A 26260-nucleotide genomic window follows, 5' to 3' on the forward strand; every position below is an offset into this window, starting at 1 on the left:
TTCGGCATCCATCGCGGTACCAAGCCTGCACTATCCCGCCTCGCCCCACACTGGATGCCGAAACAAGTTCGGCATGACGATCGTTTTAGCGAACAGCGCCACCACCCGACCGCGTCCCGCGTTCCACCGACGCCATGAAAATCGCCACCTTCAACGTCAACGGTATCAACGGCCGCCTGCCCATCCTCCTCGAATGGCTCGCCGCCCGAAAACCCGATGCTGTCATCCTCCAGGAACTCAAGGCCCAACAGCACAACTTCCCCCGCGCCGCGCTCGAGGCCGCCGGCTATGGCGCCATCTGGCACGGCCAGAAAAGCTGGAACGGCGTCGCCATCCTCGCCCGGGGCAGCCACCCCGTCGAGACCCGCCGCGGCCTACCGGACGACCCCGATCCGACCCAAAGCCGCTACCTCGAAGCCGCAGTAAACGGCATCCTCATCGCCGGGCTCTACCTGCCCAACGGCAACCCCCGTCCCGGCCCGAAATTCGAATACAAGATGGCGTGGTTCGCCGCCCTTCACGCCCACGCCGCATCGCTACTTGGATCCGGCGCCCCCGTCGTCCTCGCCGGCGATTTCAACGTCATGCCGACCGAAAACGACGTCTACAAACCCGAACGCTGGCACGAGGACGCGCTGTTTGCCCCCGAAGTCCGCGCCGCCTGGTTCAAGCTGGTGGATCAAGGCTGGACCGACGCCATCCGCGCCCTCCACCCGGACGAAACCATCTACACTTTCTGGGATTATTTCCGCAACGCCTACACCCGCAACGCCGGGCTCCGGCTGGACCATTTCCTGCTGACCCCCGACCTCGCCAAGCGCCTTACCGCCGCCGAAGTCGACAGAGACGTCCGGGGTCAGCCGCACGCCAGCGATCACGCCCCCGTCTGGATCGAACTGGACTAAAGCCGTCCCACCACCGGATCGAGCACCGTATCCTTCGCCTTCGCCAGCGTCTTTGGATAATCCGTAGTATAATGCAGCCCGCGGCTTTCCTTACGCGCCCGCGCCGACCGCACGATCAGATCCGCCACCGTCACCAGGTTGCGCAGCTCGATCAAATCCGGCGTAACCCGGAAATTGCCGTAATAATCCTGCACTTCCTTGCGCAACAGCTTCACCCGGTGCGCCGCCCGCTGCAGCCTTTTGTCGGTCCGCACGATGCCGACATAATCCCACATGAAGCGCCGCAACTCGTCCCAATTATGCGCGACGACGATCTCCTCGTCCGAATCCGTCACCCGCGACTCGTCCCAGGCCCGGATTACCGGCACCGGCGCATCGTCCCAGCGCGCCGCAATGTCGTCCGCCACCGCCTGCCCGAAAACCAGGCATTCCAGGATCGAGTTCGACGCCAGCCGGTTCGCCCCGTGCAGCCCCGATTGCGTCACCTCGCCCGCCGCCCACAGCCCCGCCAGGTCGGTCCGCCCGGCCAGATCGACCATCACCCCGCCGCACGAATAATGTGCCGCCGGCACCACCGGGATCGGCTCCACCGTGCAATCGATACCCAGCTCGAGCAGCCGCGCATGAATCATGGGAAAATGATGCCGGACGAAATCCGCCCCCAGGCGCGAAATATCGAGCAGCACATGGTCGAGCCCCAGCCGCTTCATCTCGGCATCGATCGCCCGCGCCACCACATCGCGCGGCGCCAGTTCGAGCCGGGCATCGTACCGGTCCATGAAGCGCGTCCCATCCGGCAGCTTCAGATGTCCGCCTTCACCCCGCGCCGCCTCGGTAATCAGGAAGTTCTTGACCGTCGGATGGAACAGGCACGTTGGATGGAACTGGTTGAATTCCATGTTCGAAACCCGGCACCCGGCGCGCCAGCCCATCGCCACGCCATCCCCCGTCGAGCCATCGGGGTTCGTCGAATATTGATAGACCCGGCTCGCCCCGCCGGTCGCCAGAACCACCGCCTTGCCGACGAACGCCTGCACATGGCGCGTCCCCGTGTCGAACGCATAGACGCCGTGGCAGCCCCGCGGCGCAAACCGCTCGCCCTCGACATTGCGCTCGGTAATCAGGTCCAGCGCCACCATCCCCGGCACCAGCGTGATGTTCGGATGCGCCGTCGCCGCCGCCTGCAACGCCTGCTGCACCGCCCAACCCGTCGCATCATCGACATGGACGATCCGCCGGTGCGAATGGCCGCCCTCGCGCGTCAGATGCCAACGCTCGCTCAAAGTATCGCCCGGATTGAAAGGCACCCCCAGTTCGGCCAGGCGGTCGATCGCCGCCGCCGCATTCTCGACCACGAACTCCACCGCCGCCCGGTCGTTGAGCCCCGCGCCCGCCACCATCGTATCCTCGATATGGCTCTCGATCGTGTCGCCGGCCTCGAGCACCGCGGCAATCCCACCCTGCGCCCAAGCCGTCGATCCCGCCGCGACATCGCCCTTGGCCAGCACCGCGACCTTGAACCGCGCCGCCAGGTTGAGCGCCGTCGTCAACCCGGCCGCACCCGACCCGATCACCACCACATCGAAAGCCCGCGGTTCGGGCGCCGGACGCCTAGCCATGGGAACGCGTCAGCTCCAAAAACACGTCCTCCAGATCGGCTTCCTCGGTCGCCACATCGATAACGCCCAGCCCTGCCGCCGCGATCCCTGCCAGCACCTGCCCGGCATTCCGCGCGCGCTTGTCATAGGTGACCGTCAATATCCGGTCGCCCTTCAACTCGGTCCGCGCCTCCAGCCCCGCCGGCACTTCAGTCAAATCCCGATCGACCGTGACGATCAATTTCTTGTCCCCCGCCGTCGCCAGCAGCACCGATGTCAGGTCGTTCGCCACCACCGCGCCATCGTTGACGATTGCGATCCGGTCGCACAGCGCCTCGGCTTCCTCGAGATAATGCGTCGTCAGCACCACCGTCGTCCCGGCACCGTGGAGCGTCCGCACATATTCCCAAAGCTGTTGGCGCAACTCGATATCGACCCCCGCCGTCGGCTCGTCGAGCACCAGTACTGGCGGGTTATGCACCAGCGCCTTCGCTACCAGCAGGCGGCGTTTCATGCCGCCGGACAGCGTCCGCGAATAAACATGGGCCTTGTCCGCGAGGTGCACGGCGCGCAGCAGCTCCATTGTGCGCCGCCTGGCCTTGGGCACGCCGAACAGTCCGGCCTGCAATTCCAGCGTTTCGAACGGCGTGAAGAAGGCATCGAACACCAGTTCCTGCGGCACGATGCCGATGCTCGCCTTGGCGTTCCGCGGGTGCGCGTCGATATCGAACCCCCAGACATTCGCCGTTCCCGCGGTCTTGTTGACCAGCCCCGCGAGGATATTGATCATCGTCGACTTGCCGGCGCCGTTCGGCCCCAGCAGCCCGAACATGCTGCCCCGCGGAATTTCGAGATCGATCCCGCGCAGCGCCTGTTTCCCCCCGGCATAGGTCTTTTCAAGGCCGCAGATCGAAATGGCGGATTGTGTCATGCAGCGGAGATAGGCCCGGTCACAATCCCAGGCAACCCTCCGACTCCCTCCCCCTTGCGGGCAGGGCGACTCGGCCCCAGCCGAGCGGGGTGGGGGTTCCCATCAACCTCGCAAACGCCCTTCCAATGCCGCCCGCAACGCATCCCCCGCCACCCGCATCGCCGTCACCGCCTCGGCATGGGCGATCTCGAGCGCCTCCAGGTCCGCCCCGCAAAAATCACAGTCCGCATTCTCGATCCGCACGAACTGCCGACAAGCCCGGCACAGCCGCAGCGGCACGGGTATGCGTCCCGGCTCGCGATTGGCATGCTCAGCCATGCACCCGCTCCGGCACCCGCTCCACCACGATCTCGAACTCGCCATGATCGAACGACCGCCCCTCGGCGTCCTTGACCTTGACCAGCCGCTCCCGCAGCCCGCGCGCATCGAAATCCAGCGCCCGGTGGTGGCACATCGGGTTGTTCCCCGCCCGCCCCATCAGCGCGTGCGCCGTCCAGGTGCACCCCGCCAGGCACGTCTCGGCGTAATAACACCCTCGGCAATAGCCCCACAAATCATCGACCGTCCGCCGCCGGTTGAACGCCAACGGCTCGGCATTCTCCCATATATCACGCAGCCGCCGCTCGCGGATATTCCCCCCGGCATAGGGGCTCGGCAGCCCCGGGCACGACTTGATCGTCCCGTCCGCCTCGATGCCCAGCACGGTGTCGCCGGCGTTGCAGCCGTGGAAATGAATCTCCTCGTTCATGACGTTGCGCAACCGCGATTCATGCGGGCCGAAATAACCGATATTGCTCGCCGGCTGGAGGAACAGCCCCTGCGCGCGGCCCTTCTCGGCAAGCTCGGCCAGCAGCGGCATCACCTCCATCATCTGCCACGGCTGCAGCAGCAAATCCGGATGGTCGGCCGCATTGCCCATCGCCGTGGTGATCGCCAGCTGCCAGTTCCGGCACCCCTCGGCGATGATGATGTCCATCAATTCGGGCAGCTGGTGCAGCGTCGCCGAATTAATCTGGCTGTTCACCCCGACCTCGAGCCCCGCCGCTCGCACGTTGCGCATCGCCGCCAGCGCCAGCTCATACGAGCCGATCACCCCGCGCAGCCGGTCGTGCGTCGCCCCGATCCCGTCGATCGAGATGCCCACCGCGTTCAGCCCGGCATCGGCCGCCGCCTGCGCTCTCGCCGCGGTCAGATTCCGGCCGCCGGTTTGCAGGTCGCACTCCATCCCCGCCGCGCGCACCGCCGCGATGATCTGCAGCCAGTCCTTGCGCAAATACGCCTCGCCGCCGATCAGCCCGACGCTGCGCGCGCCCAGTTCGGCAATCTGCCCCACCAGGTCGAGCGCCTCCGCCGTCGACAATTCGTCACGCCGCCGCCGCCCAGCACGCGATCCGCAATGCTGGCACGCCAGGTCACACGCCAGCGTGATCTCCCAGACCACGCTGACGGGTATCCGCTTCATGATGTCGTCGATGCCGGAATAACGAACGGGCAGGGATACATCCGCCCGTAGGGTGGTCACGTCGCGCTGGCCTTGCGCGACGCCTGCTCCGCCGCCTTGATCAACCCATCGAAATCGCCGAATTCTTCCTTCAACTCGCGGGCGCCGACGACCAGCGCCTGCAACTCCGACAATTCACCGCGCTGGAAGATGTCGAATACAACAGGCCGGTAATAAACCCGGCCCGGATCGAGCAAACGGTGGAGTCGCTCCAAAGAAAGCGCTTCAAGTCTCATCTTGGGAACTGCCATGCAAATTCTCCCCTGCGACCTGAGTGAGTAGCAGGCGTAATATACATGATCTTCACCGTTACGGCATCACTGCAATAAAGGGGTATGAGATCTTGATGATGGCTTAACGGTTTTGGTGGTGCCGGTGAAAGGGCGTTCCATCCAGAATGATGTCATCCCGGGCTCGACCCGGGACCTAGCTTCTAATCCCGCCCCATGAAAATGAAGCGAACCCTGGTCCCACTGTCATGCCAGCGAAGGCTGGCATCCAGCTTTACCGCGCGGGCCGTCGCTGCAGTAAAAGGACGAGAGCGCAAGCAAGGAGCACGGGCAAAGCCCGCGCCGTCGTCAGACGGGTTCGGCGCGCTTCGCCCGCGCCGCCCCGCTGGCCGTGCTTGCGCCTGTCGGCGCGTAGCGGAAGCGCTACGCGCGCGCGGCGCTGCTCAAAACCGCACAACACCCTCAACCCCGAACAACCGTGGCAACCCCCGGATAAACGTCGGAATCGCGAAGCCACCCCCCGTATTCCCCGCATCGAGCACATATTCGTTATCCAGCAGGTTCGAGGCGAACCCCAGCACCTGCCACTTGCCGCCCGGGTCCTGCACACCCGCACGCAAATTCACCAGCGTCACCGGCCCCTGCGACGTCACCGGGTTGTTCGGCAGCTCGAAGAACACCCCGGAGCGATACGTTACCGTCGGCGTCGCGACCAGCTCGATCCTGTCGTTGATAGGCACGGTCAACGTGCCGCCTGCCGCGGCCTGCCACTCCGACTGCAAGCGGAAACGATCGCCCGAGAATGTCGGATACGCCGGGTTCTTATCGACACGCGCGTCGATATAGGCGCCGTTGGCGAACAGGCTCAGGTTGTTGCCGACCCGCGCCGAAACCTCGGCCTCGACGCCCTTGTTGGTCGCGCTGCCGGCACTCACCGTCAGGTTCGGCAACCCCGGCCGTACCAAGCTGACCTGGAAGTCCTGGTACTTGATATAGAAGGCCCCGACGCTGCCGCTGACATTGCCGGCAAAGAACTTCACGCCGCCTTCGTAGTTGGTCAGCGTTTCGGCGCCCACGTTGGTGCGGTTCGGCAACCCGCCCGCCCGCACGCCGAGCTGTACCACCGGGGATCGGCGCCCGCGCGAATAGGTCAGGTACAAATTCGCCCAGTCGGTCGCTTTCCAAAGCAGGTTGGCGCGCGGCAGGAACGCCTGGAAATCACCCTGCGCCTTAAAGGTCTGGCCCTTGGTATCGACCTGCCCCGGGATCAGCGGCGCGCCGGTGATCACCGAATTCGGTACCCGCGCAAAGAAGCCGCTGGTCCGGTCCTCGATCAGCAATCGCGCGCCGACGGTCAGTTCAAGGCTAGGCACCGGGATCCACGTCACGTCGGCGAACGCCGAATAGGTGTTGGTCGTCGCCGAATTGCTGAACACCGAGCTGTACGGGATCACCGTCGCCCGCCCGCCGGTCAGGATGCGCGTCGCCTGCGCCGCCGTCACCACGCCCGCCGCATTGATGCACGGCAACCCCGGTACCAGCCGCGCCGCGCATTGCAGGTACGTGCCTTCCTCGGTCGAAAACGGCACCGTCTGCGAACCCGTTTCGTGGAAGAAGTTGAACCCGGCAAACGCCCGCACCGTGTCGCTGTCGTAGTTCAGCCGCGTCTCGCTGCTGAACTGCTCGCCGCGGGCGTCCTCGGCGAATTCGAGGAACCAGGCCTGCGTCCCGTCGGCATCGAAGACCTCGTTCGAATCGAAGCGGCGATAGCCCAGGATCTGCGTCACCGAGAGCGAGTCCGTCATCGAATAACGCGCCGTCAGATTGACGTCATAGACGTTGCGGACCAGCTCGGGCTGCGATCCGCCGAGCACCTGCTCACTGAGTGGCGAGCCTGCAACTTCGGCATAGGTGAACGGCGACGTGGTGCCGCCGGTCGGTGCATAGGTGCCCGACTTGAACGCCGTCCCCGGTGCGCGCTGGCCGTCATAGGTGCCGACGAGGTCGACCAGCAGGTCGTCCTTTTCATAGCGCAGCGACAGCCGCGCCCCATATTGGCCCTGGCCGTTGAGATCGTCGATCTCGGGGCCGTTCGGCGTCTGCGAGCCCGGCCGTCCCGCGATGTTCGGGACGACGCCGTCGCGCAGCTTGACCGCGAACGCCAGCCGCGCCGTCAGCACGTCGCCGCCTGAATTGATGAAACCATCGGCCCGCATCTGGTTGAAATTGCCATAGGCGACGCGCAGCTCGGCGCCGGCGTCCTTCGTCGGCTTGTTGGTGATGATGCTGACCGCGCCGATTGCCGCTGCCGTCCCGAACAGCGTCGCCTGCGGACCCTTGACCGCCTCGATGCGCTCGAGATCGTACAGGTCGAAATACGACCCGCGTGACCGGCTGACATCGACGCCGTTCAGATAGACCGTCACCGCCGGCGAACCCTGCGACGAGCCCGAATCCGACGTGACGCCGCGAATGACGAAGCCCGGGTTGTTGGGGCTCTGCTCCTGGATGTTGAGGCCGGGGATGAACGCCGCCAGCTGATCGAACTGCGACACGCCGAGTTCGCGCAGCCGGGAACCGGTGAACGCGGTAATCGTGATCGGAACATTGGAGATCTTCTCCGAACGTTTCTGCGCCGTCACGACGATCTCGTCGAAACCGGCATCGGCGGTATCGGCGGCAGCGATTTCCTGCGCCGGCAACTGCTGCGCGGCGAGCGCGATGAAGGCGGCGGTGCCGAAAAGACGATAGCGCATGACGATGGTCCCCGATTGTCCGGCAGCGGCGTTGCTGCGTTGCAACAGGGCGGATGACGCATGCTGATGACACGGCGGTTGCGCTTCGATGACGTTTTGGTTTCGATCCACAGGCATTTCGCCACAGTTGCCCGGCGGCCACAACGCGCCGTGTCATCACGGCAGCGTGACACTGGCCGGTGCGCGCGATAGGAAGTGGCATGCAGACCCCTCCTCCACCCGAAATCTTCGTAACCGACGCGGCGCGCGTTTTCTGCGACGGGGACGAGCCCGGCGCGATCGCAGCAATCCTGACTGGCCCGCCGACCGGCAACGCCGCCGTCCACGCGCCGTCGGGTGCCGATGGCCACCCGCGCGTCTGGCTCCAGATCGGTAGCGAAGGTGTCGCCGATTGCGGTTATTGCGACCGCCGCTTCATCCTGGCGGGCAGCCCAGCAGATACGCGGTGAGGCCTTCTCGGGTCGTTGTTCCGCAAACCTGCCTGGGACTGGCCGTCGCGATACTCGCCATGCCCGCTTTCGGGGCGCAAACCGCCCCGCAGCCACCCTTCGTCATCACCGCCGCGCCCGGCAAACAGCCCCATATTCCCGTCCGCCTCAAGCAATCGACGCTCGATATCCGGCTGGCGCTCAGCTTTGATTCGGCGCTCATCCTCAACACCGAGCCGGCCCAGCGCGCCGGCCTCAAGCCGTTTCCGCTGATCGGCAAGCGCACGTTCAAAAGCGCGCTGATCCCCGGCGGCGAGGCCACCTTCCGCGGCAATCTGTTCGGCGTCACCCCGCAAGGCCTTAAAAAGTCGACACTTCCGGTGATCTGGGTCGATCGCCCCATCGCCGCCGATGCCGAAGGCGTGCTCGCGCTGTCGGTGCTCAAGGCCGACCGCATCATCGTCGAACTTGGACCGCAAGCTGCAAATTCAAAGGTTTACACCCTCACCCGCAAGGGCAAGGGCGACGCCGGCCTCAAAGCCCGCATCGGCGACGAGAACATCGACGTCGCCCTCGAACTCAACAGCCCCGACACCGTGATGAATGGCCGCGCCGCCGCTGCCCTTGTCGCCGCCGGCCTCATGAAGCGCAACGGCCTGGTTGGATTCTGGAAGCCTTTTCCGGGAGTTGCGCTGCCCTTTGAGCGCATGACGCCCGCACCCGGCGCCACCCTGCTAGGACTGCCGATGTCGAAACCCGGCGTCCGCATCACCGAAATCCAGGCCCAGGCCCTCGACGCCCAGGCCAAGGCCGGCACCAGCACCGTCGAGGACGACGATGACACCATTACCGTCACCGCCAGCCGCAAGAAGGGCCGCAACCCCTGGATTTTGCTGGGCGGCGATGTGCTAAGCCATTGCTCGCGGATCGAATTCGACCGGCCGGGCAAGGCCTGGCATCTCACCTGCGCCTTCGGGACTTGACAAAGAAACCAAACAGGTTATAATCGGGGGATTATGCACTTGACATACCACGCCATGAGCGTAGGTAGAATGCATGACCACGAACCTCACCGCCGCGATCTACCATGACGAAGACGCGGCGCGTGCGCACTTCGAGGCAATCCGTTGGGCCGATGGTCGCGTCTGTCCCCATTGCGGCGTCATCGGCAATTCGACCTTGATGCAGGGCAAGACGACCCGCCCAGGCCTCTACAAGTGCAAGGATTGCCGCAAGCCGTTCACCGCCACGATGGGCACGATCTACGAACGCTCGCACATTCCGCTGCACAAGTGGTTGCTGGCGACACAGTTGATGGTGTCAAGCAAGAAGGGCATTTCGGCCCACCGGTTGTTCCGCACGCTTGGCTTCGGCTCGTACCGCACGGCATGGTTCATGGCCCACCGCATCCGCGAAGCAATGATGGCTGGCGACACCGGCCCGCTTGGCGGCGCTGGCGGCTTTGTCGAAGTCGATGAAACCTACATCGGTCGCCGCAAGGGCGTTGACGCTCCAAAGGGCGGCTTCCGTCACAAGATGCGTGTAGTGTCGCTGGTTTGCCGCGACACCGGCGAAGTCCGTTCGATCAACTCGGAAGCCATCACCGGCGGCGAGGTCGCCACCATCGTCCGCAACAACGTTGCCCGCGAAGCTACCTTGATGACCGACGAAGCCCGCCTCTATTGGGCAGTTGGCCGCGAGTTCGCATCGCACCAGCGCGTGACGCATGCACGCGGCGAGTATGTCCGCGATCTGGCGCACACAAACACGATTGAAGGCTTCTTCTCAATTTTCAAGCGTGGGATGCGCGGCATCTACCAGCATTGCGGCGAACAGCATCTGCATCGCTATCTGGCGGAGTTCGACTTCCGTTATACCAACCGCATCGCCAACGGCGTGAACGATAACGAGCGGGCCGTGATTGCCCTACGCGGCGTTGTCGGCAAGCGGTTGACCTACCAACAAGCTAACCGACTCGCCGCCTGAAAAGCCCGCTGGCAAGCGGCCTCGTAATCAACGGTGGAAATAGAATTAGGCTTCGGCGGTGAGAACGAGACTTGCGACGCAAAAGGTCTTATCCGCTAACGCTTGCAGTACATCGTTCAAACCCGTTGAAGGGGGAACCAAGTCAAAGACCCTGTCGCCGCCAATGCATTGGCTAAATATTTCGGGTGTCGAATATCCAAACTGGGATGCCACTAAGACGATTCCAGCGCTGGGCGCGAGCGATCCAATCTCAAGCATTCTTCAGCTCCTAAAATGCAGAAACGGTGTGGGTAACACCGAGTTCCGCCAACACCCCCAAAATCGTCGTGGAATGAACGCCCCATCCCACGTTTAGAAACTGATGCTCAGTTTCGCCGTTCTTCCCACCAGGAATTGGCGGATTAAAGCCCAGATGTAAATGATGCGTCTGAGATTGAATCGCCCAGATGGCGCCATGGACATCAAATGTAGGCCCTCCACTTTGCCCTCTCAAACCCGGCGATGAGGTTTCCAAGTAAATCAACGGGTACGGTGAAGGCGGTCCGCCTGGTACCACATAATTCACACCACGTGTAAAAATCCCCTCCATAGGGAAAAGCGGAAGCGGGTCTCCTTCGACTGTAAAGCTCCCTGCGGCATCATCAAAAGAGGGCACAACTGTATGAAATGGATAGCCATATTTGCAAAGGCTTGCGCCAGGCTCAAAATCTTTCTGAGGATCTTTGATGACCGGGTAGGTCGTGACCCAGCTCGGATCGAAAGGTTCAAGTTTGCCCACAGCGATATCTACGACACCATGACGCTTGGCTTGAGTGAGAACAGCCCCAGGGAAATGCCAATTTGCCGCAGCCCGCTCCGTGGCGTCGGGCATTATTTTACCTAGCGCTTTGATTAGATCGTACTTGTCTTTCTTACTGAGCGTGCTGTCTGATTTTATTGCCGCCAATCGAGTCGGGTGGTCGCGAGTGGCCTTCTCTTCGGCCACGAGCTTGTCCAACTGGTCGATGATGTGCCCTGCCGTCAGAATCCAGCCTTCGTTATTTAGAACGATGAAAGACCCTATGCTGCTTGAGCAGACCCCGGAGACTGTCTTGCGGCACAGGATTACAGGACGGGTGAACTCGCGAGCAATCGCGCATGCATTTCTGAACATGTGCAGCGCATGAATTACTGATCGTTACGATGCAAGTTCATCACTTCGGTTTTGGAGATTTGGCTTTTGGCTTCGGCGGCGTAGCCAGCATCCGCTTGATTACCTCGTCGCGTAGGCGCGCCGCCTCTTCCTCTGATAGAGGCTCGTCGGGCTGGTCTTGCTCAGGCATTTGCCAGATTCGTCCTGCTATGTTAAACAATCAGCTCTAGCCGGCCCCTCGTAAGTAAGGCCGACTAGAGGTTGAGGTTGATAAGACGGCTCATCACCGTTGCGAGTGCTCCCCTACGGGGCTGCGAACGTCAGAACGCTCGAACGTCCTGACACCCGGAAGCGCCTAGGTCACAGACGTATTATCTGTTGTTGCAACAGGACCACCCCCTTCCTGGTTAGAGAATGGAAGCGACGCGACGGGTTCGATCACAAGATCATAACCCGTCGCTTCGACCCAAGCCTTCGGCAGTTCCACCCCGGCGAACCACCACAAATATTGACCGTCGAACTTCAGCGAATAGAAGCGGCGGTCCCGTGAAATGTTCGACCGGAAGTTCGCCACCTTGTCGCCTGTGAGCACAAGGCCCTGCTCCTCTACGCCCGCCAAGAGGTCGCCCAGGCGCAGGGGCATGTCGGTCGTCCGCAACACGATCTCGGCAGCATCGCCCTGCGAGAGCGGCTTTGGCGGCTTACCGCTCAATATCTCTTTCTGAAGTTCTGAGCGATTGCGCGCTCGTTCCACAAGCACGGCGCCGAGCGAATTGGCCTGAAAGGCCCGACCATCGAGCGTTGCGCGCTCAGCGCCAAGCGACACGGCTGCTGCATCTAAAGCGACGAACGCATCGAACGCCGGGGACTCGCGTAATTCCCGCAGGGCATCAGCCCGCAAGGCAATCACGTCTTCTAGATATCTGCCTGCCATTGTTGCGCCTCCGAGTCGCGCTGGTATAACAGCAAGCCTCGACAATGCAAACCCTACAACCCTATCCACAAACCCCCGGTTTGTTCTCAAGACAGTTTCAAACGTGGTATCTCAAGTGCATAATCCCCTATAATCGTCTTAATCGATCACGCGTTCTAAAACCATTTCGTCGCGCCTGTTTGCCTCCCGCCTGCGTCTCCCTATATTGCTGATATGAGCAATCTCGACCCCGCCACGATCTTCTACGCCGACACCGGCCTGGACCCCGCCCGCACCGAGCGCCTCGTCGCCGAGGCCCTCAACGGCTGCGACGACGGCGAACTCTACATGCAGTACGCCGTCTCGGAGAGCTTCTCCTTCGACGACGGGCGCCTCAAGGCCGCCACCTTCGACACGCAAAAAGGCTTCGGCCTGCGCGGCGTCGCGGGTGAAATGACCGCCTTCGCCCACGCCAACGAACTGTCGGACGCCGCCATTACCCGCGCCGCCGACACCATCCGCGTCGTCCGCGACGGCCATGGCGGCACGATGGCGCTCGCCCCTCAGCGCACCAACGCCCGCCGCTACACCGACGCCAACCCATTGGACGGCATCAGCTTTGCGCAAAAAGTCGCGCTGATGCAGACCATCGACGCCGCCGCCCGCGCCCGCGATCCGCGCGTCGTCCAGGTCAGCGCCAGCCTGCTCGGCAGCTGGAGCGTCGTCGAGATCATCCGCGCCGACGGGCACCGCGTCCGCGATGTCCGGCCGCTGGTTCGTCTCAACGTCCAGATCGTCGCCGAAAAGGATGGCCGCCGCGAAACCGGCTTCCACGGCCTCGGCGGCCGCTACCTGTATGATGGCCTGATCACGCCCGAAAACTGGAACGGCGCCATCGACATCGCCCTCGCCAACGCCCTGACCAACCTCGATGCCGTCGCTGCACCGGCCGGCGAGATGACCGTCGTGCTCGGGCCCGGCTGGCCCGGCATCCTGCTCCACGAAGCCATCGGCCACGGCCTCGAGGGCGATTTCAACCGCAAGGGCACCAGCGCCTTCTCGGGTCGCATCGGCGAGCGCGTTGCCGCCAAGGGTGTCACGGTCGTCGATGACGGCAGCCTCGACAACCGTCGCGGCTCGTTGACCGTCGACGATGAAGGCACCCCCACCGAACGCACCGTGCTTATCGAGGACGGCATCCTCAAGGGCTATATGCAGGACCGTCTGAACGCCCGCCTGATGGGCGTCGCCGCCACCGGCAACGGTCGCCGCGAAAGCTTCGCCCATGCGCCGATGCCGCGCATGACCAATACGTTCATGGAGAATGGCACCGAGGACCCCGGCGAGATCCTGCGCTCGGCCAAGTCGGGGATCTACGCCAAGAGCTTCGGTGGCGGTCAGGTCGACATCACCAGCGGGAAGTTCGTCTTCAGCTGCACCGAGGCCTACCGCATCGAGAACGGTCGGCTTGGCGCACCGATCAAGGGCGCCACGTTGATCGGCAACGGCCCAGACGTGCTGACTCGCGTGAGGGCGATCGGCAATGATTTCGCGCTCGATGAAGGCGTCGGCATCTGCGGCAAGGGCGGGCAAAGCGTCCCCGCCGGCGTCGGCCAGCCGACGTTGCTCATCGAAGGCCTGACGGTCGGCGGCACGGCGGCGTAAACACTATTGGGGGCGGCGGATGGACTTCTACGACCACATTACCGACAACCAGGCGGCGTTCATCGCTCGCCAGCCGGTGTTCTTCGTTGCCACCGCCGCTCCCGACGCCCGTATCAATCTCAGCCCCAAGGGCATGGATGCCTTCCGCGTCCTTGGCCCCAACCGCGTCGCCTGGCTCGATTTCGGCGGATCGGGAAATGAAACCAACGCGCATCTGCTCGCCGACGGCCGCATGACGATCATGTTCTGCGCCTTCGACCAGCCGGCGCTGATCCTGCGCCTTTACGGCCGCGGTGTCCCTGTCCTGCCGCAGGACCCGGCTTGGGGGGAACTCGCGGCGCACTTCACCATCGAGACCGGCGTCCGCCAGATCTTCGATATAGCCGTCGAGTCCACCCAGGATTCCTGCGGCTGGGCGGTGCCCTTCATGACCTTCGACAAGGAACGCCAGACGCTGCGCAAATATTACGCCGCCAAGACGCCCGAGGCGATGGTCAAGAGCTTCGAGCGGCGTACCCGCAGCATCGACGGATTGCCGACTCGGCCGGCGACGAAGGTTCCCGCCTGATCAATCCCGCTCACGCCGCCGACCTGGTGGTGGCGGCGCACTTCGCCTTCATCCTGTTCGCGCTGCTCGGCGCCGGGCTACTGGTACGCTGGCCGGCGCTCATCTGGCTTCACCTTCCTGCGCTTGCCTGGGGCATCTGGATCGAGTTGTCGGGCCGCATCTGCCCGCTGACGCCCATCGAAATGCACTACCGCGAAGCGGCAGGGCAGGGCGGCTACACCGGCGGCTTCATCGACCATTATCTGACCCCGATCATCTACCCGCAGGGCCTGACCCGCGGCACCCAGGCACTGTTCGCCGCCATTTTGATCGGCATCAACGCGCTGTTCTACGCGCGCTTTTTCTGGAAACGCCGCCAATGCCGCTGATCACCCTGCAGACCATCTTCGATCCCGTCGAGGCCGAGATCATGCGCATGCGCCTCGAAGCCGGCGGCATTGACGCCGTCATCTTCGACGCCGGCATCGTCTCGCTGATCGGCAGCGGGTTGTCCGGGGTGCGGCTCATGGTCCTCGATGAAGACGAAGACGCAGCGCGCGCACTCCTGTCACAAATCTAGGCAATAGGTGTCACATGAAGATTGCCCTGGCGCTCGGCGGCGGCGCCGGCCTCGGCTGGGCACACATCGGCGTCCTCCACGCGCTTCATGAACGCGGCGTCCAGGTCGATGCCGTCAGCGGTACTTCGATCGGCGCCGTGGCGGCGGTCTGCCTCGCCGCCGATCGCCTCAACGTGCTCGAGGACATCGCCCGTGCCATCAACGCTCGCCAGGTCGTCCGCTTCATCGATATCGATCCCCGCCGCGGCTCGGTCCTTGGCGGCCGCGCCGTCACCGCGCAACTCCGCCAGCACTTCGGCCATGGTAACCTCCAGGACCTGTTCCTGCCCGTGGCCATCGTCGCCGCCGACCTTGTCAGTGGCGCGGAAATCGCGCTCAGCCGCGGCTCGATCGTCGACGCCATTCGCGCCTCGATCGCCATTCCCGGCGTCTTTCCGCCGGTCCATACGGGCGGCATGATCCTCGTCGACGGCGGCGTCATCACCCCCGTGCCGGTCCGCGCCGTTCGCGCGCTGTCGAAGGCGCCGGTGCTCGCGATCAACCTCCAGGGCGACTATTTGCGCCGCGCCGAAGCCGGAATGCCGCCCGGCAAGCGCCTGGTGACGCCGTTCCGCGTCGGCCGTGCCGGCATCTCGCTGTTGATGACCCATCTGGCGCGGCAAAGCCTGTTGCTCGACCCGCCGGACCTCGAGATCGCCCCGGCCATCGGGCACATCGATGTCCGCAATTTTACGCGCGCGCACGAGCTTATCGCGCTAGGCGCCGCTTCGATCGCCGACAATTGGGATGCGATCCGCAAGCTGCTATAAAGTTCCCGAAACGGCTCGTGCGCCTGCTTAAAAGTTGCACCACCTTTAGGACAATGCCGCAGAATCGGGCAGTTTCGAAGGTATTAACACGCCGCAATGAATGGTTCATGCTGCATCGCAACACTTGGCACGATCCATGCATAACGATCCGTAGCGCGGTTTTTCGCGTCGGGAGGGGCCATGAAACTCATCATCGCAGTGATCAAGCCTTTCAAGCTCGATGAAGTGCGCGAAGCACTCTCGGCTGCAGGGGTGCAGGGCATGACGGTCAGCGAGGTCAAGGGCTTCGGACGGCAAAAGGGCCAGACCGAAATTTACCGCGGCGCCGAATACACCACCAACATGGTGCCCAAGATCAAGATCGAAGTCGTCGTCGACGATGCCGAAGCCGCGAAGGTCGTCGAGACCATTCAGCAGACGGCGCACACCGGATCGATCGGTGACGGCAAGATCTTCGTCGCCGACATCGGTCAGGCCGTGCGCATCCGCACCGGCGAAACCAACGAAACGGCGCTCTGATGACTTTCGCGATGACGGGAGGGGGAAGCATGAAATTCGATCTGAACAAGCTCGGTCTGGCAGCCGCGGGCATTGGCCTGCTGGTCGCCGCGCCGGCATTTGCACAGGAAGCCGCGGCCGTTGCCGATGCGGTCACGACTGCTGCGCCGGCCGTAGCAACGCCGGTCACGACAGTCGTCGTCGCCGTGCCGGCCGAAGTCGTGCCCGTCCCCAACAAGGGTGACACCGGCTTCATGATGATCGCCACGGTACTTGTCCTGCTGATGATCCTGCCCGGCTTGCAGCTGTTCTACGGCGGTCTCACCCGCACCAAGAACATGCTGTCGACGATGACGCAGATCGGCGCCGCGACCTGCTTCGCGATGCTGATCTGGGTGATCTACGGCTACACGATGGCGTTCGGCCCCGACGCTTCGGACGGCCTCAAGCCGTACATCTCGGGCTTCGGCAAGATGTTCCTCGCAGGCATCACGCCCGACTCGACCGCGGCCACCTTCACCGATGGGGTCGTCATCCCCGAATATGTCTTCGTCGCCTTCCAGATGACCTTCGCCGCGATCACCGTCTCGCTGGTCCTCGGTTCGGTCGTCGAGCGCATCAAGTTCTCGGCGGTCATGGTCTTTACCCTGGTGTGGCTGACCATCGTCTATTTCCCGATCGCTCACATGGTCTGGGCTGCAGGCGGGCTGTTCTTCGAAATGGGTGCGCTTGATTTTGCCGGCGGTACCGTCGTTCACATCAACGCCGGCGTCTCGGCGCTGGTCGCGGCGATCATCCTCGGCAAGCGTATCGGCTACCAGAAGGACTCGATGGCCCCGCACTCGCTGACGCTGACCATGGTCGGCGCCGGCTTGCTCTGGGTCGGCTGGTTCGGCTTCAACGCCGGCTCGGCACTCGAGGCCAATGGTTCGGCGGCACTCGCGATGATCAACACGTTCGTCGCCACCGCTGCTGCAGCGCTGGTCTGGATGCTTTCCGAGCGCATCGCCGGCCACAAGCCTTCGGCACTCGGCCTGGCTTCGGGCATCATCGCCGGCCTGGTCGCCGTCACCCCGGCTGCCGGCAACAGCGGGCCGTTCGGTGCCATCGTCCTCGGCGGTGTCGCAGCGGTCGTCTGCTACATCTTCGTCGCCGTCGTGAAGCCGCGGCTCGGCTATGACGACTCGCTCGACGCCTTCGGCATCCACGGTGTCGGCGGGATCGTCGGCGCCATCGGTACCGGCATCGTCTATGCGCCCGGCTTCGGCGGGCCCGGCGGCGCCGATTTCGACATGGGCAAGCAACTGGTTACCCAGTTCCTTGCGGTCGGCACCACCATCGTCTGGGCCGCCATCGGCACCGCGATCGCCATCTACGCCGCCAAGGCGCTGACCGGCCTGCGGGTATCGCCCGAAGTCGAGCGTGAAGGGCTCGATCTCGGCGAGCACGGCGAGCGCGCCTACAACAATTGATGAACGGCCCGCGACAGGGCCAGCATCTCAACAGGTTCCTCCCCAAGGAAACCTACTGGCCCGGCGAGCAATCGCCGGGCCTTTTTTACGTTCCAGCACCATTGAAGCGTTGGGCGTCCGCTAGTGCTGTGGCGGGGCAATCATGGTTTTGTTTCGGCGTCTCCACGCCGCCAGCGCGACTAATGCCAACGTCAGTGACATGCTCAGCCAGGCAAATACATCGCCAGTTGCCCGGTACAGCGTCACGACTCCCCGCGTCGGTACGTCCGCGATCAACATGTGCACGCCGCGGCCTGTCGTGTCCTGCATCGCCAGCACGCGGCCTTGGTGGTCGATGGCTGCCGACACGCCGTTATAGTCCTGCCGAAATATCGAATAGCCGTTTTCGATGGCGCGCAGGCTTGCCATTTTCAGTGTGTGGACGCGGCCGATCTGCGGCCAGTCCCCAGCCGGAATAAGCATGATGTCGGCCGATGCATGCATCATGGCGGGGAAATCGGCGTCGTAGCAGATGACGTTGGCGATCCGGCCCCACGGCGTCCGGGCCTCGGCTGGACGGCCCGGTCCCGGTGCGTAATTTTCCATGCCCGGAATGGGGTGCGATTTGTCATAGGTCCACAAGACTTTGCCGCTTGGCGCAATCAGGTGCGTGCGATCGCGGGCGAACGGGACGTTGACTGCAACATTGATGTAGACCTGCTCCTGCCGAGCGACATCGGACGCCAGGGCGAGCAGTTCGGACTCGTCCTCGGCGCGCACCACCGCCGCATTTTCCGACCATGTAATGATTTTCGCACCGGCCCGCGTCGCGGCACGCGTACTGCCGAGAAGTTCGGCCCATACCAGTCCATACGCCGGCCTGAATCTCGACGGGTCGATTTTCGCATGATCTGCTTCACTGATGGGGCGGCTCGCCCCCAGGACATCCTTGCCGAGGACGCGGTTGGCTGCGGCCAGGACCTCCATGCTGGGCGTGATGCCGCCAATCCGCACAGAATTGGCTTGGGGTGGGAACAGGATCAGGCGCAAGGCGCCGCCCAGGGTGATCGCCGCGAGGAGCGTGCCGTAGACCATGACCGGGCGCCGTGTTTTTCGCCACGCACCGCCGTTTTGCCAGACCAGATTGACGACCGTTGCGAACCAGCCAATCAAGAAACCGACAAGATAGGGACCGGCAACGGAAACGACCTGCAACAGTGCAAGGTTGCTGTCCTGGGTGACGGCCAACAGGCCGTAAGACGTGCCCAGCGGGCTGAACGACCCTGTGATGAACTCGCAGCTCGCCACTGCGGCGGGGAAAAGCAGCAGTGCGCCGGCCTGCGGCAGTTGCCGCCAGAACAGCCGGTCGAGCATGAACGGCACGGCGAACAACGTGCCATAGGCGAAGGCGCCGACGATGCTGGCCGGCACGACCGGGATCGCGACCTGCCAGAACCAGAACATCGCCGCCGCGGTCGAAGCCAGCCAGGTCAGCCCGATAGCGACCATTGCCGAGCTGTCTCGTGAGAAACGAAGCAGGAAAACCGAGAACAGCCAGGGCGCCAAGGCGATATCCCATGGCCCGCCGACGGCGAACAACCACAAGCCGGCGCCGATGCACAGCCACAGGAACCGAAGTCGGTCCGGCCCCGGTCGAACTATCTCTATATGCCGCGTTGCGAGCGATGCCATGGGGTTCCCCGACCGGGCGATGTCGCCCCCGTATCGACACCTAGACGAGGCGGTATACTTTTGGAATAAAGCACCTGATCGATCGATAGTGACCTAAAGGATACTTATATGGCGCATGCGTTGTCGCTGGCGCAAAACGAAATAGCCGATGACGACGCATTGGCGCGTGACGTCCTGGGGCAAGTGGCCGGGCGCTGGTCGCTTGGCGTGTTGTGCGTTCTCGCCGAGGCCAAGGGCCCGATCCGGTTCAGCCGGGTCCTGGACGGGGTCGACGGCATTACCGCCAAGGTGTTGACCCAGGCGCTGCGCCAGCTGGAGCGGGACGGTTTCGCGACGCGGACGATTTATGCCCAGGTACCGCCCCGGGTCGAATATGCGCTGACCGAACTGGGGCTCGAACTCATCGAGCATGTCGATCCGCTGACCAGATGGGCGACACGCCGAGCCAAGGATTTCAGGGCGGCGCGTGCGCGGTTTGTCCGGTGAGAACGGTCCTGGTCGAGACGTCTGGCGTCGCCGCGCTATTCCGGACTAGTCTCCTGCCGATGCGCCTCGCCTCCCTGCTCATCGCCTTTGCCATTCCGGTGGAATCGTCCGCAGCCGGCGCCGCCGCCGCCGCCGCGGAGCGTGATCGCGCCGCGCCATTGCTGGCCGCCATCGAGGCGCTGCTGGCACAGGGGCCGGCCGGCACGCGCTATGGTCTCGTCGTCAAGACGCTCGAGGGCGAAGAGCTGCTCGCCATCGCCGCCGATCAACGCTTCATTCCCGCCTCGAACACCAAGATGTTCACCACCGCGGCCGCCTATGCCGACCTCCCGGCGCTCCAGCTGGCGGCGATGGGGACCGGCGTACGGATGGAACCAAGCGGTCGGGGCTCGTTCGATGTCGTCCTTCACGGCCGCGGCGACGCCTTGCTGGCAAGCGCGCCGGAGTGTGTCGCCGATTGCCTGCAGACCCTCGCCGACGCTGTCGCGGCAAGGACGCGGCAGGTCCGCGATGTCGTCGGGGACGATAGCTGGTTTCCCGCCGAGCGCTGGGGACCGGGCATGAGCTGGAATAACATCCAGTCCCGCTATGGCACCGGTATCTCGGCACTGACGCTGGACAACAACGAGATCGCGGCGACCTTCACGCCCGGAGCCATCGGCGCCACGCCGACTGCCATAGCGTCCGCCTATTACCAGATCGACAACCGCATCGTGACGATTGCCGGCGCGGCGGAAGCGATCGTTGCCGAGCGCGCGCCCAATACGCGCCTCGTCCGGCTGACCGGGACGATCGGCGCCGAGGCCAAGCCGGCGATCCGGTATTTCAGCATCGATGATCCGGCGCATTATGCAGCATGGCGAATGCGCGACCTGCTGCGCGAACGCGGCGTCAGGGTGACGGGCGATATCGGAACGCGGCACCGGCCGCTGGCTCCGTCCGACGATCCCGCCATTCGGGACGGCGCGCCGGCGCCGCGGCCGCCGCTGCCCGTGATGCTGGCGGCACTGCCCGCCCCGCTGCTGGCGGCGGACATGACGATCATCAACAAGCAGAGCCAGAATCTCCACGCCGATCTGATGCTGCACCGCATTGCCCGGCAGGCCGGCAACGGGTCGATCGCCGACGGGCAGGCGGCGTTGCAGCAGGTGATGGCGCAGGCGCAGGTCCCGGCCCAGAGCTTCACCTTTGCCGATGGTTCGGGAATGTCGTCGTACAACCGCATCACGCCGCGTGCGGCGACCACCCTGCTTGCCTGGATCGCTCGCCAGCCCTGGGGCACGGCCTGGCGGGAGACGCTGCCGATCGCCGGGCAGGACGGGACATTGCGCAACCGCTTCAAGGGCACCAGCCTCGAGGGCAAGCTGTTCGCCAAGACCGGTTCGCTCAACGCCGCGCGCGCGCTGTCCGGCTATCTGACGACCAGAAGCGGCCGCACGCTGGTATTTTCGGTGCTGGCCAACGACATGCCCGACGGCACCGATGGCAGGCCAGCGCTGCCGTCGATCGGGCGCTCGTCGTCATCGCCGAGGGACTTTAGCGCCGCCGGATCGCTGCACGATCAGATGGCGGTATACCGAAAATCGCGAAAGCGCGCCGTTCCCTGCCCGGCCGAATACAGGCCCGGTCGCAGCATCAGGAACCCGCCGCGGACGTTGTGATGATAGCCCGAGACATCCATGCCGCGGTCGAAGCGCGCCCAGGTCTTGCCGGCATCGGCGCTGGTGTGGACGGACACGATGTTGCGCGTGTTGACGACGCGCATCCGCATCCGGCGGCCATTGGGATTGGCCGGGCGGCCGCGTTCCACGCCGTATTGGTGGGTGACGAAGCGCTTCTCGTCGAAGCCCAGCCCGGCGTAGAGCTTGTCGTCGTAGAACAGGATCAAGCCGGCGGTCCCGCCCGGGGCGAGTTCGATATCGCATTCGAACTGGTACGACGGGTCGCCGGCGATGAGCAGGAGCGGCGACGAATCCGACGGCGCCTTGCCGCGCGCATCCATCAGCAAGGCGCCGCTTTCGGTGCGGACGCGGCCGCGTTCGCCGGGACCGGGCCGGAAGAAATTCCAGCGGGTGCCCAAAGCCATGGTCTCGAACGGGTCGCTCAGGGGTTGGCCATGCGGGACGGCGGTGCCGCCCCGGGGCTTGGCGATGGGTTGCGAAAGGTCGCCGCCGCCCATGGTGAACCAGCCATCGGCGGTCCATTCGACCGGGTCGAGCAGGGTCTGGCGGCCGAGTGTGACCAAGCCGTTTTCATAGCCGTGATAGACCGACCACCAGCTGCCGTCCGGTCCTTCGACCATCGTGGCGTGGCCGCGCGACCACCATTTCTGGTCGATCGAAGTGGTGCGCACGATGGGATTGCCGGGGTGATGCTGCCACGGTCCGGCCAGGCTTTTCGAGCGGGCGGCGATGACCATGTGGCCTGTCGGGGGTCCGGCGGTGCCGCCGACAGCGGTGACGAGATAGTAATAGTCGCCGCGGCGCATGACCTTGGGACCTTCGGGGCTGAAGCCCTCGACGTCCCAGGTGTCGGGGTAGCGCCATGGATCATAGACATGCTCGACGTCGCCGATGGTCGACAGGCCGTCGTCGGCGAGGCGGATGCGGTCGCCGCCGGACAGGAACAGCCAGCGCGAGCCGTCCTCGGCAACGGCGTGGCCAGGGTCGATATGGCCGTGCAGCTTGAGGTCGACGGGTTCGCTCCACGGACCCTCGATGCGGTCGGCCCAGATCACCCAGTTGGTCGCCGGGTTCTTGGTCGGGATGTAGAGGTAAAAACGCCCATCGTGCTTGCACAGCTCGGGTGCCCACACCGCGCCGATATTGGTCTGCAGCGCCGCGGCGAGGGGGCGCCAGTTGATCAGGTCGCGCGAGTGCCAGATGAGCAATCCGGGATAGGAATCGAACGTCGAAAACGTCATGTAATAGTCGCGGCCGTCCTTGAGGATGGTTGGGTCGGGATGGTCGCCGGCCATCACCGGGTTGAGGAAGCGGCCATCGCCAAGATCGGCGATGCGCTGGTTGTCGAAGCCGCCGCGCCGCGCCGGGATGCTGGCGGGCGGCGGCCAGGGGGCCGCGGCCCGTGCGCCGGAGGCCAGCAGCGCGGCTCCGGCGGCGGTCAGCGTTTCACGGCGGGTAATGGTCACATCGATAATCCTGTTCGTGGAAACATAACCCGCCGTTGCCGGCCGGTCAGAAACGCAAGCGCGCGCCGATGCGATAGATCGGGCCCGAGCTGGCGTATTGGGTGACGACGTTCGCGGCCTGATAGGCATAACGCTCGCTGGCCTGGTTGGTCAGGTTCAGGCCTTCCGCGGTTACCGACAGGTTTTCGGTGATCATGTAGCTCATCGAAGCGTCGACGTTGGTGGTGCTTTCGCTGAAGGTGAAGTCGTTGACCAAGGGGCTGTCACAGGGCGTGCCGGCGACCGACGGGTTGGCGGGGCTGTTCTGCAGGCCGGGCGCGCACGAGCCGGCGGCGATCGGATAAGTGGCTGAATAGCCCTTGCGATAGGCGACCGAGACACGCGCGCGGAACTTGGGTGTTTCATAAGAGATGGTGCCGTTGACCGCGTGCGGCGACACCCCGAGGAACGGACCCTTGCCGGTGGTCCGGGCGACAGTCGCGGACCCCGGGTCGAGGATATAGTTCAGCTCCGACTTGATGTAGGTGTAGTTGAGCTGGAGGCCGAGGTCCTTGAAGATCCACGGCAGGAAATCGAGCTCCTGCTGATAGCTCAGCTCGATACCGCGCAGATAGCCGCCGGGTGCATCGCGGAACTGGCGCGCGACAAAGGGCAGATTGGCGTCGATATAGGCGAGCTGGAACGGGTTGGTGAAGCCTGCCCGGATGGCGGTCACGGTTTCAGGGTCCGCAAAGGCGGAGAGCGGCGCGGCGAAGGAGATCGTCTGGGGAAAACTCGAGATGTTCTTGCTGAAGGCCGCGACGCTGAGCAGGCCGCCCGGGGCAAAATACCATTCGAGGCTGGCGTCGTAGTTGGTCGAGCGGAACGGCTTCAACTGCGGGTTGCCGATGGTCAGCGTGGCGCCGGTGGTGTCGCCGGTATTGGGCACCGAGATTGCGGTGATCGACGGCGACAGATTGCCGAGCAGGGGGCGCGACATGACTTCGGACGCACCGAAGCGGACAAGCACGTCGTCGATCGGTTCGTAGACGATGTTGAGCGACGGCAGATAGTCGGTGTAGTTGTTGGTGCCGACGATGGCGCGGCCGCCCGAGGTGGTGCCGTTCGAGGTGACATCGGTGACGGCGATGCGGGTGCCGAAATTGCCGCGGAATGGACGCCCGAACAGCTCGCCGTTCCAGTCGAACTGGAGATAGACGCCGGTGTCCTTTTCGAGCACTTCGAAATTCTCGCGGCCACCGTTGCGCCGGTTGGTCAGCTGCCAGTCGCCCCATTTATTGACGCAGTTGCAGGTGAAATCGTACAGTTCGTTGAACTTTTCGATGCTGGGGGCATAAAAGCTGGCCAGCGTGCCTTCGGGGACCGTCAGGCCCTGGCCGAAATCGACGACGCGGCCGACCGACGCGGCACTGGTGCCGGCTTCCGCAAGGGTCGGATTGAGCAGGTCGTTGTTGCGTTCGAACAGCTCGGTCTGGAACGAATATTCGCGGTAATTGCCGCCGAACTTGACGTTGAAGCTTTCGTTGACCGCCCAGTCGAAATCGATCTTGCCCTGCTTGTAGCTATTCTTGACATAGCGCTGGTAGTTGCGGATCGCCGAGAAGCCCTTCACCGTCTGCCAGTTGGCGGGGTCGGCGGCGTCGAAGCCGAAGTCGACGCGCGGCATGTTGCCGGCCTCGCGTTCGTCATAGATAAAGCGGCCCGGCGAATCCATTCGGTTGAACTCGACCAGCAAACCCTGTGTGACGTTGCTCGATTCCGACATGCCGCCGATGAAACTGGTGCGGAAATTGTCGGCGAATTCGTGATCGAGCTGGATCGAGCCCTGTTTGAACGTCGTCGTATATTCGGAGCGATCGGCAGCGGAGCGCAGGTCGACATTGGTGGCAACGAGATAATCGACATTGCCGTTGGTGACGTTGACATCCTCGATCTTGACCGCCGGCCGACCGATCAGGGCGCCGCGAAAGGCCAGCCGGTTGCTGGTCCGGATATAGCCGACCGAAGCCGGGTTGTTGTAATAGTCATAGGGATCGAGGTTGAACGGATTGGTGCTGAAGATGTTCGATGTCGCCGGATTGGCAGCGGCGAGGGCGCCCGGCACGATTGCCGATGGTGCAAGCACCGCGCCGACCAGCTGGTTCTGGGCATTGAGCGCGGTGGCGAACGCCGGCGTCGTGCCGAACAGCGTTTGGCCGCAATCCTGCGCCGGCAGCAAGTCGGAAGCAGCGGCAGGCACGCAGGTTCCGGGATAGAGCGCGCGCGCTGCCTGCGGGGTGAGGCTGTTATTGGCGGTGTTGAAGGCGGCGTTGGTGTTGTTGCGATTCAGCCCGACGGCCTGGACCTGGTAATAAGTGCTGCGGTTCTTGAAACGCGAATACAGCCCGTCGATGCTGAGGCGCGTTTTCTCGGCAATCTGCCATTGATATGACCCGGTCAGGCCGAGGCGTTCGGTCTGGATTTCCTGCTGCTCGATCGATGGCAGCGACGGAAAACGGACAGTGGTGTCGTCGAAGCGGCCGGGCGTGTTGTACGGCGCACCGGGGAACAGCTTGGCATAGGCGGCAGGGTTCGAGCCCGACAGCTGCGCGATGGCTTCGGGGTTGGTGATCGCAGTCCCGAAGTTGGTACCGGTAGGGGCCGCAAATCCGGCGCGCTGGGGATTTTCATTGCCCGCCCAGGTGCTGCCGCGATAGACGAAATCCGATTGGCCGGCCTGGCGCCGGTACTGGTCGATCTCGTTTTCGGACTTGCTGTACGCCGCCGAGAACAACAGCCCCATGGCGCCATCGGCAAAGTTGCGCGAGACCAGCCCGGCGAGGCGCGGCGACCATTTACCGCTGTTCTTCTGGTAGTTGCCATCGGCGGACAGGGCAAAGGCGCCCTTGGCATAGTCGAACTGAGGTGGTCCCGTCTGTTTGGACAGTTTGGCGGCGAAGTTAAGCTAATCCCGGGTTTCGATCATGCCGCCAGTAGGAGTGTTTCCGATGGCGGGGCTAGCCCC

The 26260-nt window shown here is 64.0% G+C and carries 24 protein-coding genes; 13 read left to right on the forward strand and 11 right to left on the reverse strand.

Features of this window, described 5'->3' with window-relative positions:
- Positions 1-134: 134 nt before the first annotated feature.
- Positions 135-905 carry an exodeoxyribonuclease III gene (xth, locus tag IEW98_RS09350; RefSeq protein WP_188762666.1) on the forward strand — a complete coding sequence of 257 codons (771 nt, stop codon included), beginning with the start codon at positions 135-137 and terminating at the stop codon, positions 903-905.
- On the opposite strand, the gene nadB is transcribed toward xth, so the two are convergent.
- From nadB to IEW98_RS09380, 6 genes are all read right to left on the reverse strand, one after another.
- Complete coding sequence (nadB, locus tag IEW98_RS09355; RefSeq protein WP_188762667.1) at positions 902-2524, reverse strand: L-aspartate oxidase; 1623 nt, start codon at positions 2522-2524, stop codon at positions 902-904. The two genes, xth and nadB, sit on opposite strands and share 4 nt — an antisense overlap.
- Positions 2517-3434: an ABC transporter ATP-binding protein gene (locus IEW98_RS09360; protein WP_188762668.1), complete on the reverse strand. Its 918-nt coding sequence runs from the start codon at positions 3432-3434 to the stop codon at positions 2517-2519. The genes nadB and IEW98_RS09360 overlap by 8 nt, the downstream gene beginning before the upstream one ends.
- Before the next feature lie 102 nt (positions 3435-3536).
- Positions 3537-3752, reverse strand: a complete 216-nt coding sequence (locus IEW98_RS09365) for a hypothetical protein (RefSeq protein WP_188762669.1) — start codon at positions 3750-3752, stop codon at positions 3537-3539.
- Positions 3745-4956, reverse strand: a complete 1212-nt coding sequence (locus IEW98_RS09370) for a radical SAM/SPASM domain-containing protein (RefSeq protein ID WP_188762670.1) — start codon at positions 4954-4956, stop codon at positions 3745-3747. The genes IEW98_RS09365 and IEW98_RS09370 overlap by 8 nt, the downstream gene beginning before the upstream one ends.
- A complete protein-coding gene (locus IEW98_RS09375; RefSeq protein WP_188762671.1) occupies positions 4953-5186 on the reverse strand; it encodes a hypothetical protein in 234 nt (77 codons plus the stop codon). Before IEW98_RS09375 ends, IEW98_RS09370 begins: the two co-directional genes overlap by 4 nt.
- 422 nt (positions 5187-5608) lie before the next feature.
- On the reverse strand, positions 5609-7921 hold the full coding sequence (locus tag IEW98_RS09380) for a TonB-dependent receptor (protein ID WP_188762672.1): 2313 nt from the start codon (positions 7919-7921) through the stop codon (positions 5609-5611).
- Between the two features lie 200 nt (positions 7922-8121).
- Between IEW98_RS09380 and IEW98_RS09385 the strand changes: the two genes are divergently transcribed.
- From IEW98_RS09385 to IEW98_RS09395, 3 genes are all read left to right on the forward strand, one after another.
- Positions 8122-8370 (forward strand): zinc-finger domain-containing protein, encoded by a 249-nt coding sequence (locus tag IEW98_RS09385; protein ID WP_188762673.1) that lies wholly within the window; start codon positions 8122-8124, stop codon positions 8368-8370.
- Between the two features lie 59 nt (positions 8371-8429).
- Positions 8430-9332, forward strand: a complete 903-nt coding sequence (locus IEW98_RS09390) for a hypothetical protein (RefSeq protein ID WP_188762674.1) — start codon at positions 8430-8432, stop codon at positions 9330-9332.
- A 73-nt stretch (positions 9333-9405) separates the two neighbouring features.
- Positions 9406-10335 carry an IS1595 family transposase gene (locus IEW98_RS09395; RefSeq protein WP_188762675.1) on the forward strand — a complete coding sequence of 310 codons (930 nt, stop codon included), beginning with the start codon at positions 9406-9408 and terminating at the stop codon, positions 10333-10335.
- A gap of 268 nt (positions 10336-10603) precedes the next feature.
- Here IEW98_RS09395 and IEW98_RS09400 read toward each other — a convergent pair whose 3' ends face one another.
- Entirely contained in the window at positions 10604-11488 is an 885-nt protein-coding gene (locus IEW98_RS09400; RefSeq protein ID WP_188762676.1) for a trypsin-like peptidase domain-containing protein, read from the reverse strand.
- 334 nt (positions 11489-11822) lie between these two features.
- Positions 11823-12401 (reverse strand): hypothetical protein, encoded by a 579-nt coding sequence (locus IEW98_RS09405; protein ID WP_188762677.1) that lies wholly within the window; start codon positions 12399-12401, stop codon positions 11823-11825.
- A 213-nt stretch (positions 12402-12614) separates the two neighbouring features.
- Here IEW98_RS09405 and tldD point away from each other — a divergent pair, with 213 nt between their 5' ends.
- The 7 genes from tldD (at position 12615) to IEW98_RS09440 (ending at position 17951) form a co-directional block, all read left to right on the forward strand.
- Positions 12615-14045, forward strand: coding sequence for a metalloprotease TldD (tldD, locus tag IEW98_RS09410; protein WP_188762678.1), 1431 nt, complete (start codon positions 12615-12617; stop codon positions 14043-14045).
- A 19-nt stretch (positions 14046-14064) separates the two neighbouring features.
- Positions 14065-14613, forward strand: coding sequence for a pyridoxamine 5'-phosphate oxidase family protein (locus tag IEW98_RS09415; RefSeq protein ID WP_188762679.1), 549 nt, complete (start codon positions 14065-14067; stop codon positions 14611-14613).
- Positions 14614-14639: 26 nt separating this feature from the next.
- Positions 14640-14981 (forward strand): DUF2784 domain-containing protein, encoded by a 342-nt coding sequence (locus tag IEW98_RS09420; protein ID WP_279380361.1) that lies wholly within the window; start codon positions 14640-14642, stop codon positions 14979-14981.
- Positions 14972-15172, forward strand: coding sequence for a putative signal transducing protein (locus tag IEW98_RS09425; protein WP_188762680.1), 201 nt, complete (start codon positions 14972-14974; stop codon positions 15170-15172). Before IEW98_RS09420 ends, IEW98_RS09425 begins: the two co-directional genes overlap by 10 nt.
- A gap of 14 nt (positions 15173-15186) precedes the next feature.
- Positions 15187-15981 carry a patatin-like phospholipase family protein gene (locus IEW98_RS09430; RefSeq protein ID WP_188762681.1) on the forward strand — a complete coding sequence of 265 codons (795 nt, stop codon included), beginning with the start codon at positions 15187-15189 and terminating at the stop codon, positions 15979-15981.
- Positions 15982-16161: 180 nt separating this feature from the next.
- The gene (locus IEW98_RS09435; protein ID WP_188762682.1) at positions 16162-16500 is read left to right on the forward strand and encodes a P-II family nitrogen regulator; all 339 of its coding nucleotides are present in this window, start codon (positions 16162-16164) and stop codon (positions 16498-16500) included.
- 29 nt (positions 16501-16529) lie between these two features.
- The gene (locus IEW98_RS09440) at positions 16530-17951 is read left to right on the forward strand and encodes an ammonium transporter (RefSeq protein WP_188762683.1); all 1422 of its coding nucleotides are present in this window, start codon (positions 16530-16532) and stop codon (positions 17949-17951) included.
- A 120-nt stretch (positions 17952-18071) separates the two neighbouring features.
- Here IEW98_RS09440 and IEW98_RS09445 read toward each other — a convergent pair whose 3' ends face one another.
- The gene (locus IEW98_RS09445) at positions 18072-19529 is read right to left on the reverse strand and encodes a nitrilase-related carbon-nitrogen hydrolase (protein WP_188762684.1); all 1458 of its coding nucleotides are present in this window, start codon (positions 19527-19529) and stop codon (positions 18072-18074) included.
- A 201-nt stretch (positions 19530-19730) separates the two neighbouring features.
- Here IEW98_RS09445 and IEW98_RS09450 point away from each other — a divergent pair, with 201 nt between their 5' ends.
- Both IEW98_RS09450 and dacB read left to right on the forward strand, forming a co-directional pair.
- Positions 19731-20108 carry a winged helix-turn-helix transcriptional regulator gene (locus tag IEW98_RS09450; protein ID WP_188762685.1) on the forward strand — a complete coding sequence of 126 codons (378 nt, stop codon included), beginning with the start codon at positions 19731-19733 and terminating at the stop codon, positions 20106-20108.
- A gap of 59 nt (positions 20109-20167) precedes the next feature.
- A complete protein-coding gene (gene dacB, locus IEW98_RS09455; RefSeq protein WP_243450659.1) occupies positions 20168-21769 on the forward strand; it encodes a D-alanyl-D-alanine carboxypeptidase/D-alanyl-D-alanine endopeptidase in 1602 nt (533 codons plus the stop codon).
- On the opposite strand, the gene IEW98_RS09460 is transcribed toward dacB, so the two are convergent.
- Positions 21670-23256 carry a family 43 glycosylhydrolase gene (locus tag IEW98_RS09460; RefSeq protein ID WP_207792540.1) on the reverse strand — a complete coding sequence of 529 codons (1587 nt, stop codon included), beginning with the start codon at positions 23254-23256 and terminating at the stop codon, positions 21670-21672. The two genes, dacB and IEW98_RS09460, sit on opposite strands and share 100 nt — an antisense overlap.
- 46 nt (positions 23257-23302) lie before the next feature.
- Positions 23303-26038: a TonB-dependent receptor gene (locus tag IEW98_RS09465; RefSeq protein ID WP_243450660.1), complete on the reverse strand. Its 2736-nt coding sequence runs from the start codon at positions 26036-26038 to the stop codon at positions 23303-23305.
- Positions 26039-26260: the final 222 nt, after the last annotated feature.

Origin of the sequence: Sandarakinorhabdus glacialis (genome assembly GCF_014643455.1) — a bacterium.
Classification (GTDB): Bacteria; Pseudomonadota; Alphaproteobacteria; order Sphingomonadales; family Sphingomonadaceae; genus Sandarakinorhabdus; species Sandarakinorhabdus glacialis.